This is a genomic window from Marinomonas sp. CT5 (assembly GCF_018336975.1).
In the GTDB taxonomy this organism is placed as follows: domain Bacteria; phylum Pseudomonadota; class Gammaproteobacteria; order Pseudomonadales; family Marinomonadaceae; genus Marinomonas.
Map to the genome: position 1 here is coordinate 2,198,384 of NZ_CP025572.1, position 14,394 is coordinate 2,212,777.

Below are 14,394 nucleotides of genomic sequence, written 5' to 3' on the forward strand. Positions count from 1 at the left end.
TCTTTTGATTGTTTGAGCAGGTGTCTCTTTGGCTTTCGGGGATTTAGACATGGGTAGCCTCACTTTGGTAGACCAATCCATTTTGCCGTGTTTTCGAAGCCAAGTCAGCACCGTTGATCGCCCTTGGATTCCATAGATTTTTTGAGCTTGCTTATAAGTCATGTCGCCTTTTTCGACGGCCATCACTATCTGTAATTTAAAGCCCATTGTGTAGTCACGTTGAGTACGCTTGCGCTTGGTATTACTTGATGTCCCCATAATAGGTCTCCTAGGTGTAAACCTATTTCAGGACGGGACAAAATGAGTTAAAAAGGCTTTGTGCAATAATGACAAGGCCTTTTTTTATTTTTCGAGTTTGCGGTAATGTTCGCTAAAATAGAGTATCCGATTAGCTTTCTTGTTGATTAGATTGTTCAGTATGCATTGTGAGTCTTAGGAGGTGTTTTGATTAAGGTAAGACGATATGAACAGGTAGATTCTATTGTCCTGTGGGATATTTTTTTTAATACCGTTCGTACAGTGAATACTCAAGATTATTCCCTTGCTCAGGTTCAAGCTTGGGCTCCTGAATCGTTTGATATGTCTGTTTGGGAAAGAAAGATGGATGAAATTAAGCCATTCGTGGCGGAGCTGGACAATATAATTGTAGGGTATTGTGATTTACAATCTGATGGATTAATTGATCACTTCTTTTGTCATCATCAGTATCAGGGTAAAGGTGTGGGGAGACGGTTAATGAGTCATATTGTGTCATTAGCTATCGAAAGGAATATTGCTCGTATTTATTCTCATGTGAGTCTTACTGCGAAACCTTTTTTCGAACGTTTTGGCTTTCGAGTAGTAAGTGAACAAAATGTTAAGGTTCGTGGAGAAGCTTTGATTAATTTCGAGATGGAAAAGTGGCTTTAGAGTTCAATAATGGAGGAAACGTTGGTTTCCTTCTGTATTTAGATTGTTTGCAGAAATATTGAGATGTTTAATTTTACTCCCGCTCTATTTATTCGGTAGACTACGCGCTTTAAAATTTCTGTAAGATTAATCTGAGTATCCGACCTGATGAACGCCGAGTTTTCTATTTTATCTGCCACGTTATTATTTTTGTTTGTTATCGACCCGTTTGGCAATATTCCTATCTTATTGTCTGTGATGAAGGGCGTTGCACAGAAGCGTCAATATCAAATCGTCGTACGTGATGGTTTGATTGGTTTAGTTATTTTGGTGAGTTTTCTATTTTTCGGTGCTGAATTTTTGGCACTGTTGCATTTGGAAACCGAGTCTATTTCGATTGCTGGTGGTGTGGTGTTGTTTGTCATCGCGTTGAAGATGATCTTCCCTTCAGCCTATACAAAAGAGGCTGGTCCAGTGGTGGAGCCTTTTATTGTGCCAATTTCTATCCCTATGTTAGCAGGGCCATCCACTTTGGCGACTTTATTGGTGATGGTTAAGAGTTACCCAAATGATCAGCAAAATCTTCTTATCTCGGTCGGTGCAGCATGGGCTATTTCTGTCATGATTTTAGCCATGGCACCTTTACTTAATCGCGTGTTGCGAGAGAAGGGCTTAGCTGCCTTAGAGCGTTTGATGGGCATGTTACTTTTAATGATGTCAGTTCAAATGTTAGTAAACGGCGTTCGTAGCTTATTTACTCATACGTTGGCTGCATTGTAAGTTTTCTAGAAAGGATGGTATTTGAGGTAATTCAATACCATCCTAAGTGTTTTATGGACGAACAATGATTTTTACAGCGGATTCATTATTATGAATTAGTGTATCAAAGCCCTGAGAAATCAAGTCATCTAATTCTATTCTCTGAGTAATAAAAGGCTCTAAATTCACTTTGCCTTCTTCTACCAATTTAATGGTTTCTTCATGGTTATTTACATAAGCAATAGTGCCACGAATATCTAGTTCTTTCATGACTACACTATGAACGTTCATTGTTGCCGGGTGACTCCAAATAGAGACTATTACAATTGCGCCTGTCGCTTTTGTACTCTCCACTAATGTATCCAATACCTTGTTGTTACTGGTACATTCGAAGGCAATATCTACACCGCGGCCCTCTGTAATTTTCATTACTTCATCGGTGACGTTCACTTCGGTTGGATCCAAAATGTAATCTGCTACACCTGTATCATGTGCTTTTTCTTTTCGCTTAGCACTTAGCTCAGTCAGAATGACAGTAATTCCTTTTGCTTTTAGTACAGCAGACAACAGTAAACCAATAGGACCGCCGCCGCCAACGAGTGCAATATCTCCTGTTTTTGCTCCGCTGCGAACAAATGCATGGTAGCCAACAGCCAATGGCTCTATCAAGGCCGCTTGATCCAAAGGAATTGTATTGGCAATAGGGTGGACCCAACGGCGTTTTACAGCGATTTTTTCGGATAGGCCACCGCCACATCCTCCAAGCCCAATAAAGTTCATATTTTTAGACAGGTGATAATTTTCACCTGGTCCGGTTGGTACGTCATCAGCAATAATGTAAGGTTCAACGACAACATGCTGACCGACTTTAATATCTTCCACGCCTTCTCCTACAGCGTAAACAACCCCCGAGAATTCATGTCCCATGGTGACAGGGGCTGACTCTCCTGAAATAGGGTGTGGGTGGCCGCAAGGTGGAATAAAAATAGGCCCTTCCATGAATTCATGTAGATCTGTGCCACAAATACCACACCAAGCAACATCAATACCTACTGTACCTGGCTCAACACTAGGCTCAGGAATGTCCTCTATACGGATGTCACCTTTATCGTAAAAACGAGCAGCTTTCATTTAATTTTCCTTGTGTTTGATTTTTAAAAAATGACTAAGTCAAGCTACTAAGCGTACCTATCTAAGTCAAAGCGAATGAGAAAAATCACACCTATTACTGACAATTATCAATTAATTTGAGTAAGAGCATTACTGGTTTAATATCACGGTGTTGATTAAGCATGCTTTCTTTTGATTCAGGAAGGAGAGGTATGTTCTATATATTATTGTTGGTGATTGTTTAAAAAAGGATTTTGGAAGAAGCCCGTTTAGAGATTGGTTTTTATAACTGTGGTGATGTTAAAAGTAGAGAAGGTTTCTTGCTTTATAAATAATGAGCCCTTCATTAAGGAAGGGCTAATGGCTGTTTGGAAACAGCAATACCGTTTAGATCACAATAAATGTAATCGCCATCAGCGATGGTGATTCCCGCGAAACTTAGTGTTTTTCCTAAATCTCCTAAACCGCGTTTTTCGGTTGGCATAGGGTGAGGGCATAGTGCATGAATGCCGATGTTTAATTGTGATTGGGCGGCAATATCTCGGATGGCTCCATTGATAACAAATCCTTCCCAGCCATTGTTTGCTGCTTTTTCTGCCAGCATATCGCCAAGTAAGGCTCTTCTTTTACTGCCGCCGCCATCAATAACCATGACTTTACCTTTGCCATTCTGAGCGACTAATTCGCGAACACGGCTGTTGTCCTCAAAGCAATAGACGGAAACAACTTCGCCATAAAAGTGCGTTCGTTTGCCGTAAGAGGTGAAAATAGGCTCAGCAATTTGTAATTTGTCTGGATAAAGGTCGCATAGATCGGGCAGGAGATCTTTCATCTTGGCACCTACTTAAAGTCAAAAAATGTATTTTTGACTTTAAGTAGGTAAAAGTTAAAAAGCCAGTTTCAGGATTGCATATTCAGTATTCATTGATGTGATTAGTCTTCTATCGCTGGAATGTCATTTTGATCGATGAGGCTGTGTTCTACGGCCGTTTGTAACAGCAGAACGATGAGTTCATCTGGTGGTAATAAGTGCAAAGGTGAGGTCTGGCCTTGTTCGGCAACGGCTTCATCCAAATTCACATCTCGCTCTTGAAACCAAGAGTGAATGCTTTGTACTTCAAAGCTCGGCTCTAAGCCTTTAATGTCATAAGTGGCTTCTATAAGAAGGCTGAGGGGCTCTGGTTCAAGCGCATAGATGACATCTGTATCAAATTCATTAATCCACTCGGCTAAGATATCACTGGCTTCATAACCGAATTGGTAGAGCTGTTGCTCGTCTAAGTCGAGTGCGTTAGGCTCGATTTGATGGTTTTCTAGCCATTCATCATCAGGGGTCACCAAGACTTCTTTGACTTGTGCTTCGTGTGTAGACCATGTGAAAAGTAATGGAAAGGCTGGCTCGTCGGAAGAGTTGGCGACAGCCGTCATGAATATAGGTAAACTTGCCATAATTTAGAACCAATGTTTGATTGTTAAGGAAGAATAAATGACCAGCCGAATCAAGATCAGTAGTGCGTTTGATGGCGGTAACATCTCCGTTATTAATGCTTCGGAGCCGGACAATATTAGAGTAAAGATCCCTAATGATACAAACTCTAAATTTTTGCAGTGGTTTTATTTTCGATTACAGGGTGGAATGGGTGAGCAATGTGTCATCCAGTTTGACAATGCCAGTGACGCGGCTTACCCAGATGGTTGGGTCGATTACCAAGCGGTAGCCTCTTATGATCGAGAATACTGGTTTCGTGTTCCTACAGAATATGTCGATGGCAAACTTGTGATAACGCATCAGCCTGAACAAGATAGCGTGTATTACGCGTATTTTGCCCCTTATAGTTATGAACGTCATTCAGACATGATGGCTTGGGCGGCCAGTAATGAAGACTGTATTACTGATCATTTAGGGGAAACGGCGGAAGGTCGTGATATCACTTTATTGGAAATCAGTAAGACTCAAGGCTTAGCCAAAAACATTTGGATCATTGCGCGTCAACACCCTGGTGAAACGATGGCGGAATGGTTTGTTGAAGGTTTGCTTGAGCGTTTATTTGACGAATCTCACCCCATCGCTCGCTCTCTTCTAAAGCACTGTCGCTTCTATGTTGTGCCAAATATGAATCCAGACGGTGCGGTTCATGGGAATTTGCGAGTGAATTCAAAAGGCGTAAACTTGAACCGAGAGTGGAAGAATCCAACGGCAGAATTCAGTCCAGAAGTATTGGCAGTGCAAAATAAAATGGCGGAAACCGGTGTGGACCTTTTCTTGGATATTCACGGAGATGAAGCCTTGCCAGTTAACTTTGTTGACGGTTGCCAAGGTGTTCCGTCTTTTGATGCTCGAATGGAAGCAATGGAAACCTTGTTTAAAGATGTCTTTACGGCAGTTAGTCCAGATTTTCAGACAGAAATTGGTTATACCCCAGATCAATTTGGCGAAGCGAATTTAACGGTTGCGACCAAATGGGTAGGCGAAACCTACAAATGTTTGTCTTTTACCTTAGAAATGCCATTCAAAGATAATAAAAACCTACCAGACGATATGGTTGGTTGGTCACCAGAGCGCGCCAAAATTTTAGGCGCTGATGTTTTGTACCCCATTCATCAGGTGATTATGAGCGCTCAAATGAAAGCCGAGGATTGAGTGTCGTCGACGCTTTAATGCTTTTGCTTTATTTGCTGGTAAAAATGGTGATTTATTATCTAGCGAATATTGGCAAACTCGATTAGGATCTTGCTTTCAAAATTGCAATGAATTTAATACCCATTTTTATTTTATAGAACGTGATTTTAGGACGAAGAAAAATGCCTAAGGCAAGTGAGATTAAAAAAAATATTGCTATTAGTTATGACAATAAAACATACATAGTAAAAGATATTGAGCGCTCTGTTCCTCAGGGCCGTGCTGGTGGCAGCCTTTATCGTATGCGTATGTACGATGTGGTTACAGGGCGTAAATTGGATGAGACATTCAAAGATTCAGACATGATTGACCTTGCTGATCTGATTCGTCGTCCAGTGATGTTTTCATATTCTGATGGTGATGAATATGTTTTCATGGATAACGAAGATTATACCCCTTATAGCTTGAATAAGAGCGCCATTGAAGACGAAATTTTGTTTATGAATGAAGCTACGGCGGGTATTCAAGTGGTTTTGGTTGATGATGTTCCTGTTGTTATTGAATTGCCGACAAACGTTGAACTAGAGGTGGTTGAAACAGACCCTTCCATTAAAGGTGCTTCAGCAACTTCTCGTAATAAGCCAGCTAAGCTGTCTACAGGCGCTGTCATTCAAGTGCCTGAACATATTTCTACGGGTGACCGTATTAAGGTTAATGTTGAGGAAAGAAAGTTTGCTGGACGAGCAGATAAATAATAAATAGGCATTATTTGACTTTAGATGCCATAATAAAAAACGCAGTTATTTACTGCGTTTTTTTATATCAGTTTAGGGGTATAGATAAGGTCTAAGATTAGATTAAAGTCATTTTTTCAAAATGAAATTATTATTCTTTTGTCATTATAGTGTAATAGTTTTCTGAGTTTCTATGCTGGCATAGATGAAAAATAAAAAAGGAAATTAAGCAGGTGCTAAGGATGTTGCTGTTAAAAAAATTGTAAAAATTATTAAGAGGTTAAAATGTCATTACATCGCAAGCTTATATTCGCCAGTTGTTCAATACTCATCCTCGCAGCTTGTATTATTTCTGTAATATCAACGCTTTCTATGCATAAACAAGTTCTGAATGATTTAGAACATACGATGAACAGTTATGGTGAAAGTGGAGCAAGTAGAGTAAGTGCTTGGATAAAAAGTAAACAAAGGGTGGTTTCTTCTTTGAAAGAGGCCGTGGAAGCGCATCCAAACAATGATGACTATATTGTTCAGGCTCTTAATCAAGCGCATACAGCGGGAGACCTAATTAGTGTCTTGTATGGCGTGGATAATGGTGATGCATACCGAACCAATGGTAAAAATACAAAAGCAGGTTATGATCCTAGAGTCCGAGATTGGTATATAGCATCACAAGAAAAAGGTGGCGCGACTATTTCCCAACCTTTTATGGGTTCAAGTTCTAAGTCCCTTATATTTTCTATTTCTGATCAAGTTATCGTTAATGGTCAAGTTAAAGGCGTAGTATCAGGCAATGTTTCACTTTCTGGTGTGAATGATGTTGTTTCTAGTTTAAAAATTCCTGGTAGTGGCTATGCTTTCGTCGTATCCGATTCAGGTGAAATTATTTCTTACCCAGACGAAAGTTATAATAATAAACTTTTATCTAATTTAGACTCGAACATTACCTTAGAAGCCATTAATCAAAATGTGGCATCGGAAAGTATTGTTGATGTATCGGTTAAGAATACAGAGTACATGATGTCTTCGGTGAGAATTCAGGGAACCAATTGGTCTTTGGTTTCATTGGGTAATAAGAAAGTACTGATGGCGCCTATCTCTGATTTAATTACCTATCAAATTGCTACAGCGATTGTCTTAATTGTTTTATCTATCATTGTTCTAGGCTTATTAATTCGTTTCCTATTGGCTGATCTTGTATTGGTCTCTAATGCTTTGGAAGATATTGCGCAAGGACATGGTGATTTAACGGTTAAAATTGAAACTAAGAGTAAAGATGAGGTTGGCAAGTTAGCGCAGAACTTCAATAACTTTGTGCTCAAGCTTCGAGACATCATCAAAAGTATTGATGGACTGAGTAATGTGCTTTCAGATCAGTCTAAGATAAGCGCTTCTTCGGTAGAGCAAAGTACCAAACGCCTTAATATTCAACAAAATGAAATTGTCTCAGTTGCGGCGGCTGTCGAAGAGATGACCACGGCCACACAAGAAATTGCGGGGAATGCTGAGCAAACGGCGCAGCGAGCTAATGAAACTGTGACAATTAGCGCCACAGGTCAGAACCTAGCCAACACCAGTTTGACTTCTATTAATCAGCTTGCACAAGAAGTATCGCTTGCTAGTCAGGTCATTACTGAGTTAAGCCAACAGGGCGATAAAATAAACACCATTGTATCCACGATTAGTGATATAGCTGAACAAACAAATTTATTGGCGTTAAACGCCGCGATTGAAGCGGCGCGAGCGGGTGAACAAGGGCGTGGCTTTGCGGTTGTGGCGGATGAAGTTCGAGTGTTGTCTCAACGAACACACACTTCAACTGAAGAGATCTCTTCTATGATCAATATGCTTCAAACCACTACATCTAAAGCGGTGAAAGTGATGGATCTATGTCATACATTGGCCAGTACGAGTGTGAGTGACACAGAGAAGTCGGGTGATAGTTTTGCTGAGATCGCAAACGCGATTGATACGATTGATAATATGACGGCTCAGATCGCAACGGCAGCGGAAGAGCAAACCAGTGTTACCGCGGAAATTGCTCGTAACACTCAAGCCATACGTGATGTATCTTCTGAATTACAAGAAGAAATGGATCATGGCTTAGAGCAAGCTCATAACCTGAAGAAGCTGGCTGAGTCATTACGTGAACAAGTTCAGAAATTTAAATTGTAAGTGTTTAAGCTAGAAAAAATGCAGCCATGTGGCTGCATTTTTTTGGATTTTGTATTGGCTTTCTATAGGGAATCTTTTTTAGATTCATTCATGTTCGCTTTGGCTTTCTTCTCTGGATGGTTGTTGGCTTCAGTCAGTCCTGCTTCTCGTTGAACGGCGGCAAGCACACCACGTAAAATCCCTAACTCTTGTTTCTCTGGGCGAGAACGATTGAAGAATCTATGCAGCTTGTCTAATACCTTGCCTGGATGATTACGGATAATGAAGTTGATACCGTATAGGGTTTCTTCCAGGTGGTTGTAGAAAAGGTCCATGTCTTTTTTATGGGGATATTCTGGTGTTTCTTTTTTGTAACTTGCTTTGTTTTGGTTAGCCATCCAAATTTCGTAAGCAACAATTTGAACCGCTTGTGAAATATTTAAAACGGGATACTCATCATTCGCATCGATATACACTTGACGATGGCATTGAGCTATCTCATCGTTTAATAACCCTGTTGTTTCTCGTCCAAAAACAATCGCTACATTATGATTGACGGCTTCTGGAATAACGCTTTCAGCACATTCTCGCGCATTCATAATAGGAAGTTGAAAAGTACGATGACGTGCACTTGTTCCAATCACAAGACTGCAATCTGCGATGGCGTCTTCCAAGGTAGAAACGATGGTAGCATTTTCAAGTAGATCAACGGCACCAGCGGCACGGCTGGTGGCTTCATCTGACGGATAGTCATTTGGATCAACCAGATAAAGATTGGTTAATCCCATGTTCTTCATGGCTCGGGCAATGGCACCAACGTTACCAGGGTGAAAAGTGTTGATCAGTACAATTCGGATGTTACTTAGCATGGGTCTTGAAATACTCAGGGTTATTTGTCTTTTAGTGTTTTTTTAATGTCAGATTATGGTTTTAGCGTCAGAGATTGTTCTGTACTGCCAAAATCAACGTTATCTAAGATGACTTTAGTTGTGTCATTAAAGAGGAATTGATTGCAGGCGTGATGATACAGGGAACCTGTCTCTAACACCAACCTATAGCGTCCTCTTGGAATGTAATTTGCGGCGTAAGCTTGTTTTCCATATAAATAAATAGAAAAAGGCGGCTTTCCATCGTAAGACTGAAAGGTCAGCATACTGTGCTCTGGTAATTGATTTAGAATTCGTAAACGACTGGCTCCATCTGCTTCACCAATTAACTGACCATGCTGAGGCGCAATGCCTGGTTGGCCAAAACATCCAGTTTGAATTGCCTGCGATACGCTTCCAAAGCCTATATCTTTGGCTTGTACCCAGCCGTTAATCCCTTTAAATCGTATTGTGAGCCAGTCTCCTTGTAATTTAATGCTTTGTATATCTGATTTTGCAGGGATGGTTCGCAATAACGCACTTGATAAATCCGGTTCGGCATAAAGGGGAGTGTCTTTTATTGTGTAGCTTATGCCATAACGAAACTGTGGGTATAAACCTCTTACGTACGTGGTAGCTTTTTGCTCTGAGACAGTTTCCTGTTTTGATGATTGCCAATACAGGGTGCTGTATATCCCCGCCGCAAAGCACGCTATATAAGTAGCCACACGAAAAGCGGCTTTTGCTGCGTCTAGACGAATCGGTTGGCTAACAGGCTCTTCATAAAATGACTGTGTTGATTGGGTGAACTCTTCTTCATCATCCACAAATGATTGGTAAGGTGGAATATCTGTTTTTTCTTGATATTGGTCGTCTGAATAACTGTAACCTTGAGATGTGAAATTTTTTGAGGCTTTAAAAGCTTCCTCGTAAAGGGCTTTAATACGTTTTTCGTTGAGAGTGTTTCTTGCTGCGTTAATGGCGTCGTTGCGGGTTTTTTCATGGTGAGCGTTGTTACGCTTCATTTCTTCATATGCACGCTGTCGTTCTTTTACATAGGCTTCTTGTTCTTTATCAGTAGCCGTCGAAAAGTTTCTGTAACGATTTTTGGCACTAGAGCTTTGGGTATTTTCTTTGGTAAAAGTAAAAGGCTTCCAGTCGCTTACTTGTGCGCCTTGTCGAATGGCATTAATGACATTTTCATAAGCGGCTTGAAGCTGTTGGAATAGCTCAGTGGTGTCTGTTTGTGGATTTTTATCTGGATGGTAGCGCCTTGCCAAACGTCTAAACGCGGTTTTTGCTTCCTGCTCGCTGGCATTTGTTGGAATTTCCAGCAATTGATAGTCGTCTATTAGGCTCATGCGTTGTTAGCTACTAACCGTGTTTAAGGATAAGAAAAGTAATAGTGCATTATGCACGATTTACTGGCGGTGACAAAGGTGGATCACTGTCGAGTATGAGTTTAAGAAATTGCTCTGCTGGCATGGGCCGAAAAAGATGGTAGCCTTGACCTACTTTGCATCCCCACTTGGTTAATAAGGTTAATATTTCTTCGGACTCAATACCTTCGGCAACACTGATGATGCCAAGAGACTCACTAAGATCAATCATATTTCGGCATAAAAGCTGACTGGGTAGGTCGTTAATTAGCTTCATGACAAAGAACTGATCTATTTTTAATTCGTCGGTTTCAAGTGCGATAAGGTTTTGCATTGAGCTATAACCAACGCCAAAATCATCAATCGCTAATTTAAATCCCGCTTGATGAAGTTGTTTGACGTTATGATGAACTGTATCGCTGTTTTGAAAAACACTGGTTTCTGTAATTTCTATAGTGAACTGATTGGCATGTAATTGATGACTATTAAGTTGTTCAATAACCATAGAAGCAAAGTGCTCTTGAAGTAAGTCTTGAGCTGAAATATTTATTGATAAGCTTTTCTGGGATAGTGTTTGAGCGTGTTTAGAAGCCCAAAGAAACACTTTTTTTAGCATCATATTGGTGAGTTGATAGATTAAGCCTGTTTGTTCTGCCAGAGGAATGAATTCACCTGGTGATACTTGTCCAAGCGACTCATTTTTCCAGCGAATTAATACTTCACCACCTATTATTTTTCGACTGATTAGCTCGATCTGTGGTTGTATTTCAAAGTAGAGCTTGTTGTGTTGTAAGTCATTCGTTAAGAGTGTTATTAGCTCAATTTGTTGAGCATGATTGCTTTTTAGATTGTTTGTAAAAGGAGCCCAATTGCCAGATGAATATTTTACGGATTGGCTGGCGATTAATGCATTTTGATAAAGTTTATCTAAATGATGGCCTTGAGTAGGGTAGAGAGCACTACCAATTTTATATTGATGACGGAAATGGGTTTTACTGATTAGGTCTGGGTTGTTTAGAGCGATTTGAATATATTGAATTTGCTCTTTGAACTGGCTCGGGGCCTTACTAAACAACACGATGGTTTTTGTTGTTGTGCGAATGATTTTTTTGGATGTTTTATTGGGGAGCGGAAACGACATCATTTCAGGCATTGTTGCAACTTTAGTATGGATTGCATTAATGGCTTCGTAGATGGATTTATCCGCTTTGGCAGGGCCAAAAGCCTGACTTAACGATTGGTAGTTACTGATATCTATCATAATGAGTGCAAGCTTTTCTTGTTTGACCTCCGCTTCTATTAGTACTTTTGGAATTTTCTCGAAGAAATAGGCGCGATTTGGTAGCCCTGTTGAGGAGTCTGTCATCGCTTCCATTTTTCTGGCGCGTTCGATTTGTTTTGCTTTATCAGAAAGTGCAAAAGAGAAACAAAATAATTGTAATAAACAAGCGATGGGGAAGATGGCTTGAGTCATGACGTTAATAGGTAAAATTCTCCAGAATATAAGCGTATTAAGAATGCTGCCAACGATTAAAATAACCCAAGAAATCAAATAGAAACGGGCTGCAATAAAACCTTTTAGATAGGCTGCAATTCCCCAGTAAATACAGATGACAAACATAAAAATTTCTAGTGATGCAAACAGCAGAGCTGATGTTTTTACTGATAGGATTTGAGTGCAGGCAAAAAAGACAATGAAAATTCCATCACCATATTTTCTGATCAATGAATCCGGTGAAGGGACTCCAATTTCTTTAAGAAAATGTAGGCTAAAACGAAACAGCAGCCAAGCGCCGATCCCAAATATGGAAAAAATGTTTTCCACCAACCACTGGCTTAACTCTTCAGAAAAAGTCCAACGGCTGAAGCCTGTGATGATAGAAAGAGCAACAATGACGACGATGTTTAAGTTTAGATAATAAAGGGAACCTGGTTGTCTAAGTAGAATAAAAATAATGATATTGTGAGCAAGGAGAATCGATAGGCTGCTGATGATAAATGTCCAGAGCAGTTGATTTTGGAGCTGCTCTTGTTCCGCGATGTTTTTGTCAAACAGCTCAAAAGGAGTAAGAAGAGGGCTATTGCCTTGTTTACGAACCAATAGCGTTGTTTCTTGCTGATTGGATAGAGGGAGTGGTATCCAAATACCCTTGTAATTGCTGGTTTCGTTCCAATTATCTAATGCGCCCCTTGTCCAGCTATTTTGTAGCTGATCACCGTGAAATAAATAGAAATCAAGGTGTTCGATAACATAATAATTCAAGCCGAGGTAAAGTATTCTCTCTGAGTTAGGTGTTAAATTCTTTGAAAACTGTAATTTATGCCAATAGGCGTTTTGTGAGAAGCCTTGGGATTCATCATACATTTCTTTTTGAAATTTATCGGAATGAAGGGCTTCTTGAGCTGAAATAGAATGTGTCTCTTTAAAAGTCGGAATGGGAAAGTGAGAGTATGTATTAATCTTATTCTCAGATATGAATGCGTTGTTTGCCCACAATGGTGTTGTAAGAAGAAAGAAAAAACAGAGCCACTTGAATACCATTTTTGCTATCCCTAATTGATAATTTAATAAGTAGTATGATTCCTATATAGTCATCTCATCATGACATTACGGCAGTGTCTTAGCAGACTGTGCTTGTAATAGTGCTGGGCTTCTTAAAATATAGGCGACATTTTCGATCTATGTATAATCTTAAGGTTTTTTATGAGTGATAAATTGACACACTTGGATCATCAGGGTCATGCCCACATGGTCGATGTTTCTGATAAGGCTTTGACGAAACGCAGTGCGACGGCACAGGCAATTTTGTTAATGCAACCAACGACATTAACAAAGATTATTGAAGGTGGCTTACCTAAGGGAGATGTTTTGGCGACAGCGAGAATTGCTGGAATTCAGGCTGCTAAAAAGACTTCAGATCTGATTCCGTTATGCCACCCTTTAATGCTAACCAAGGTCTCCATTGATATTACAGTGATAAGCGATTGTGAATTAGAAGTCTTATGTACTTGTGCATTGGCTGGTAAAACTGGAGTGGAAATGGAAGCCTTAACAGGGGCAAGTGTTGCAGCGTTGACTCTTTATGATATGTGCAAAGCGGTTGATAAAGGGATTGTTATCAATAAGGTCTCTTTGTTAGAAAAGACAGGTGGTAAAAGTGGAGATTGGAGTCAAGGGAATGCCTAGTATTAAAGTGGTTTTTTTTGCTTCGCTGAAAGATGTAATAGGGATTAACGAATATGTTATTGATTTGACACTGCCTTCAACTATTGCACAGTTAAAACAAAAGTTGGCTGCGGAGTTGGATAATGGGCAAGCTTTGCTTGAGAAAAATATCCAATCTTCGGTTAACTATGAATTTGCAAGAGACGCTGATGTTTTGACGGATGAGGTTACCGAAGTGGCTTTTTTTCCGCCAGTAACAGGAGGTTAAATGATTAAAATTCAGCAGGAAGATTTTCAAGTAGAGGATTTGTATAAAGGCTTATTGAAAGCCAACACGACGGGCGCTGTGGCTATCTTTGTTGGTTTGGTGCGTCAATTTGCCGACTTATCAAAAGAAGAGTGTAGCTTTGAGTTGGAACATTATCCTGGAATGACGGAGCGCAATTTGCAGGCAATTGTTAATGAAGCGAATACTCGCTGGCCTTTATTGGATGTATGCGTGGTCCACCGAGTCGGGAAACTAAAGGTTGACGACCAAATTGTGTTTGTTGGTGTAAGTGCTGCACACCGAGCGGAGGCCTTTCAAGCTTGTGACTTTATTATGGATTATTTAAAAAGCCGCGCGGCTTTTTGGAAAAAAGAGTCTCAAGGCTCACAGAGTCATTGGGTAGAAGCCAATGCAGAAGATTTAAAGAGCCTTGATCGTTGGAAGAAGTAA

Annotated in this window: 15 protein-coding genes; 8 read left to right on the top strand and 7 right to left on the bottom strand. The window is 40.1% G+C overall.

Annotated elements, in window-relative coordinates; translation table 11 throughout:
* On the bottom strand, nt 1–258 hold a 258-nt coding region (locus C0J08_RS10245; RefSeq protein WP_212652675.1), incomplete at its 3' end, for a helix-turn-helix domain-containing protein.
* A gap of 186 nt (nt 259–444) precedes the next feature.
* Here C0J08_RS10245 and C0J08_RS10250 point away from each other — a divergent pair.
* On the top strand, nt 445–909 hold the full coding sequence (locus C0J08_RS10250; protein ID WP_212656030.1) for a GNAT family N-acetyltransferase: 465 nt from the start codon (nt 445–447) through the stop codon (nt 907–909).
* Between the two features lie 147 nt (nt 910–1,056).
* Nucleotides 1,057–1,668: a MarC family protein gene (locus C0J08_RS10255; protein WP_212656031.1), complete on the top strand. Its 612-nt coding sequence runs from the start codon at nt 1,057–1,059 to the stop codon at nt 1,666–1,668.
* Nucleotides 1,669–1,719: 51 nt separating this feature from the next.
* Here the strand turns inward: C0J08_RS10255 and C0J08_RS10260 are convergent, their stop codons facing one another.
* The 3 genes from C0J08_RS10260 to C0J08_RS10270 form a co-directional block, all read right to left on the bottom strand.
* Nucleotides 1,720–2,778, bottom strand: a complete 1,059-nt coding sequence (locus C0J08_RS10260; RefSeq protein WP_212656032.1) for a 2,3-butanediol dehydrogenase — start codon at nt 2,776–2,778, stop codon at nt 1,720–1,722.
* Nucleotides 2,779–3,103: 325 nt separating this feature from the next.
* A complete protein-coding gene (locus C0J08_RS10265; protein WP_212656033.1) occupies nt 3,104–3,589 on the bottom strand; it encodes a putative 4-hydroxy-4-methyl-2-oxoglutarate aldolase in 486 nt (161 codons plus the stop codon).
* Between the two features lie 101 nt (nt 3,590–3,690).
* Nucleotides 3,691–4,206, bottom strand: coding sequence for a hypothetical protein (locus C0J08_RS10270; RefSeq protein ID WP_212656034.1), 516 nt, complete (start codon nt 4,204–4,206; stop codon nt 3,691–3,693).
* Nucleotides 4,207–4,243: 37 nt separating this feature from the next.
* Between C0J08_RS10270 and C0J08_RS10275 the strand changes: the two genes are divergently transcribed.
* The 3 genes from C0J08_RS10275 to C0J08_RS10285 all read left to right on the top strand — a co-directional run bounded on the left by C0J08_RS10275 (nt 4,244) and on the right by C0J08_RS10285 (nt 8,286).
* Nucleotides 4,244–5,398 (top strand): M14 family metallopeptidase, encoded by a 1,155-nt coding sequence (locus C0J08_RS10275; protein ID WP_212656035.1) that lies wholly within the window; start codon nt 4,244–4,246, stop codon nt 5,396–5,398.
* Nucleotides 5,399–5,559: 161 nt separating this feature from the next.
* Nucleotides 5,560–6,132 (top strand): elongation factor P-like protein EfpL, encoded by a 573-nt coding sequence (gene efpL / locus C0J08_RS10280; protein WP_212656036.1) that lies wholly within the window; start codon nt 5,560–5,562, stop codon nt 6,130–6,132.
* A 264-nt stretch (nt 6,133–6,396) separates the two neighbouring features.
* The gene (locus C0J08_RS10285) at nt 6,397–8,286 is read left to right on the top strand and encodes a methyl-accepting chemotaxis protein (RefSeq protein WP_212656037.1); all 1,890 of its coding nucleotides are present in this window, start codon (nt 6,397–6,399) and stop codon (nt 8,284–8,286) included.
* A 62-nt stretch (nt 8,287–8,348) separates the two neighbouring features.
* Here C0J08_RS10285 and trmJ read toward each other — a convergent pair whose 3' ends face one another.
* The 3 genes from trmJ to C0J08_RS10300 are packed head-to-tail and all read right to left on the bottom strand — an operon-like array spanning nt 8,349 to nt 13,052.
* Entirely contained in the window at nt 8,349–9,134 is a 786-nt protein-coding gene (gene trmJ, locus C0J08_RS10290) for a tRNA (cytosine(32)/uridine(32)-2'-O)-methyltransferase TrmJ (protein WP_212656038.1), read from the bottom strand.
* Between the two features lie 53 nt (nt 9,135–9,187).
* Nucleotides 9,188–10,492 (bottom strand): J domain-containing protein, encoded by a 1,305-nt coding sequence (locus C0J08_RS10295; RefSeq protein WP_212656039.1) that lies wholly within the window; start codon nt 10,490–10,492, stop codon nt 9,188–9,190.
* Between the two features lie 49 nt (nt 10,493–10,541).
* On the bottom strand, nt 10,542–13,052 hold the full coding sequence (locus C0J08_RS10300; RefSeq protein WP_212656040.1) for an EAL domain-containing protein: 2,511 nt from the start codon (nt 13,050–13,052) through the stop codon (nt 10,542–10,544).
* 162 nt (nt 13,053–13,214) lie between these two features.
* Between C0J08_RS10300 and moaC the strand changes: the two genes are divergently transcribed.
* Genes moaC through C0J08_RS10315 form a run of 3 tightly spaced genes read left to right on the top strand, consistent with a single transcriptional unit; the run spans nt 13,215 to nt 14,394 of the window.
* On the top strand, nt 13,215–13,697 hold the full coding sequence (moaC, locus tag C0J08_RS10305) for a cyclic pyranopterin monophosphate synthase MoaC (RefSeq protein WP_212656041.1): 483 nt from the start codon (nt 13,215–13,217) through the stop codon (nt 13,695–13,697).
* Nucleotides 13,690–13,944 (top strand): MoaD/ThiS family protein, encoded by a 255-nt coding sequence (locus C0J08_RS10310; RefSeq protein ID WP_212656042.1) that lies wholly within the window; start codon nt 13,690–13,692, stop codon nt 13,942–13,944. Before moaC ends, C0J08_RS10310 begins: the two co-directional genes overlap by 8 nt.
* A complete protein-coding gene (locus C0J08_RS10315; RefSeq protein WP_212656043.1) occupies nt 13,945–14,394 on the top strand; it encodes a molybdenum cofactor biosynthesis protein MoaE in 450 nt (149 codons plus the stop codon).

Coding starts and splice junctions, on each gene's coding strand:
- moaC (WP_212656041.1), top strand. CDS start 13,215: ATGAGTGATAAATTGACACACTTGGATCATCAGGGTCATGCCCACATG.
- trmJ (WP_212656038.1), bottom strand. CDS start 9,134: ATGCTAAGTAACATCCGAATTGTACTGATCAACACTTTTCACCCTGGT.
- C0J08_RS10255 (WP_212656031.1), top strand. CDS start 1,057: ATGAACGCCGAGTTTTCTATTTTATCTGCCACGTTATTATTTTTGTTT.
- C0J08_RS10310 (WP_212656042.1), top strand. CDS start 13,690: ATGCCTAGTATTAAAGTGGTTTTTTTTGCTTCGCTGAAAGATGTAATA.
- C0J08_RS10275 (WP_212656035.1), top strand. CDS start 4,244: ATGACCAGCCGAATCAAGATCAGTAGTGCGTTTGATGGCGGTAACATC.
- C0J08_RS10260 (WP_212656032.1), bottom strand. CDS start 2,778: ATGAAAGCTGCTCGTTTTTACGATAAAGGTGACATCCGTATAGAGGAC.
- C0J08_RS10265 (WP_212656033.1), bottom strand. CDS start 3,589: ATGAAAGATCTCCTGCCCGATCTATGCGACCTTTATCCAGACAAATTA.
- efpL (WP_212656036.1), top strand. CDS start 5,560: ATGCCTAAGGCAAGTGAGATTAAAAAAAATATTGCTATTAGTTATGAC.
- C0J08_RS10295 (WP_212656039.1), bottom strand. CDS start 10,492: ATGAGCCTAATAGACGACTATCAATTGCTGGAAATTCCAACAAATGCC.
- C0J08_RS10315 (WP_212656043.1), top strand. CDS start 13,945: ATGATTAAAATTCAGCAGGAAGATTTTCAAGTAGAGGATTTGTATAAA.
- C0J08_RS10285 (WP_212656037.1), top strand. CDS start 6,397: ATGTCATTACATCGCAAGCTTATATTCGCCAGTTGTTCAATACTCATC.
- C0J08_RS10270 (WP_212656034.1), bottom strand. CDS start 4,206: ATGGCAAGTTTACCTATATTCATGACGGCTGTCGCCAACTCTTCCGAC.
- C0J08_RS10300 (WP_212656040.1), bottom strand. CDS start 13,052: ATGGTATTCAAGTGGCTCTGTTTTTTCTTTCTTCTTACAACACCATTG.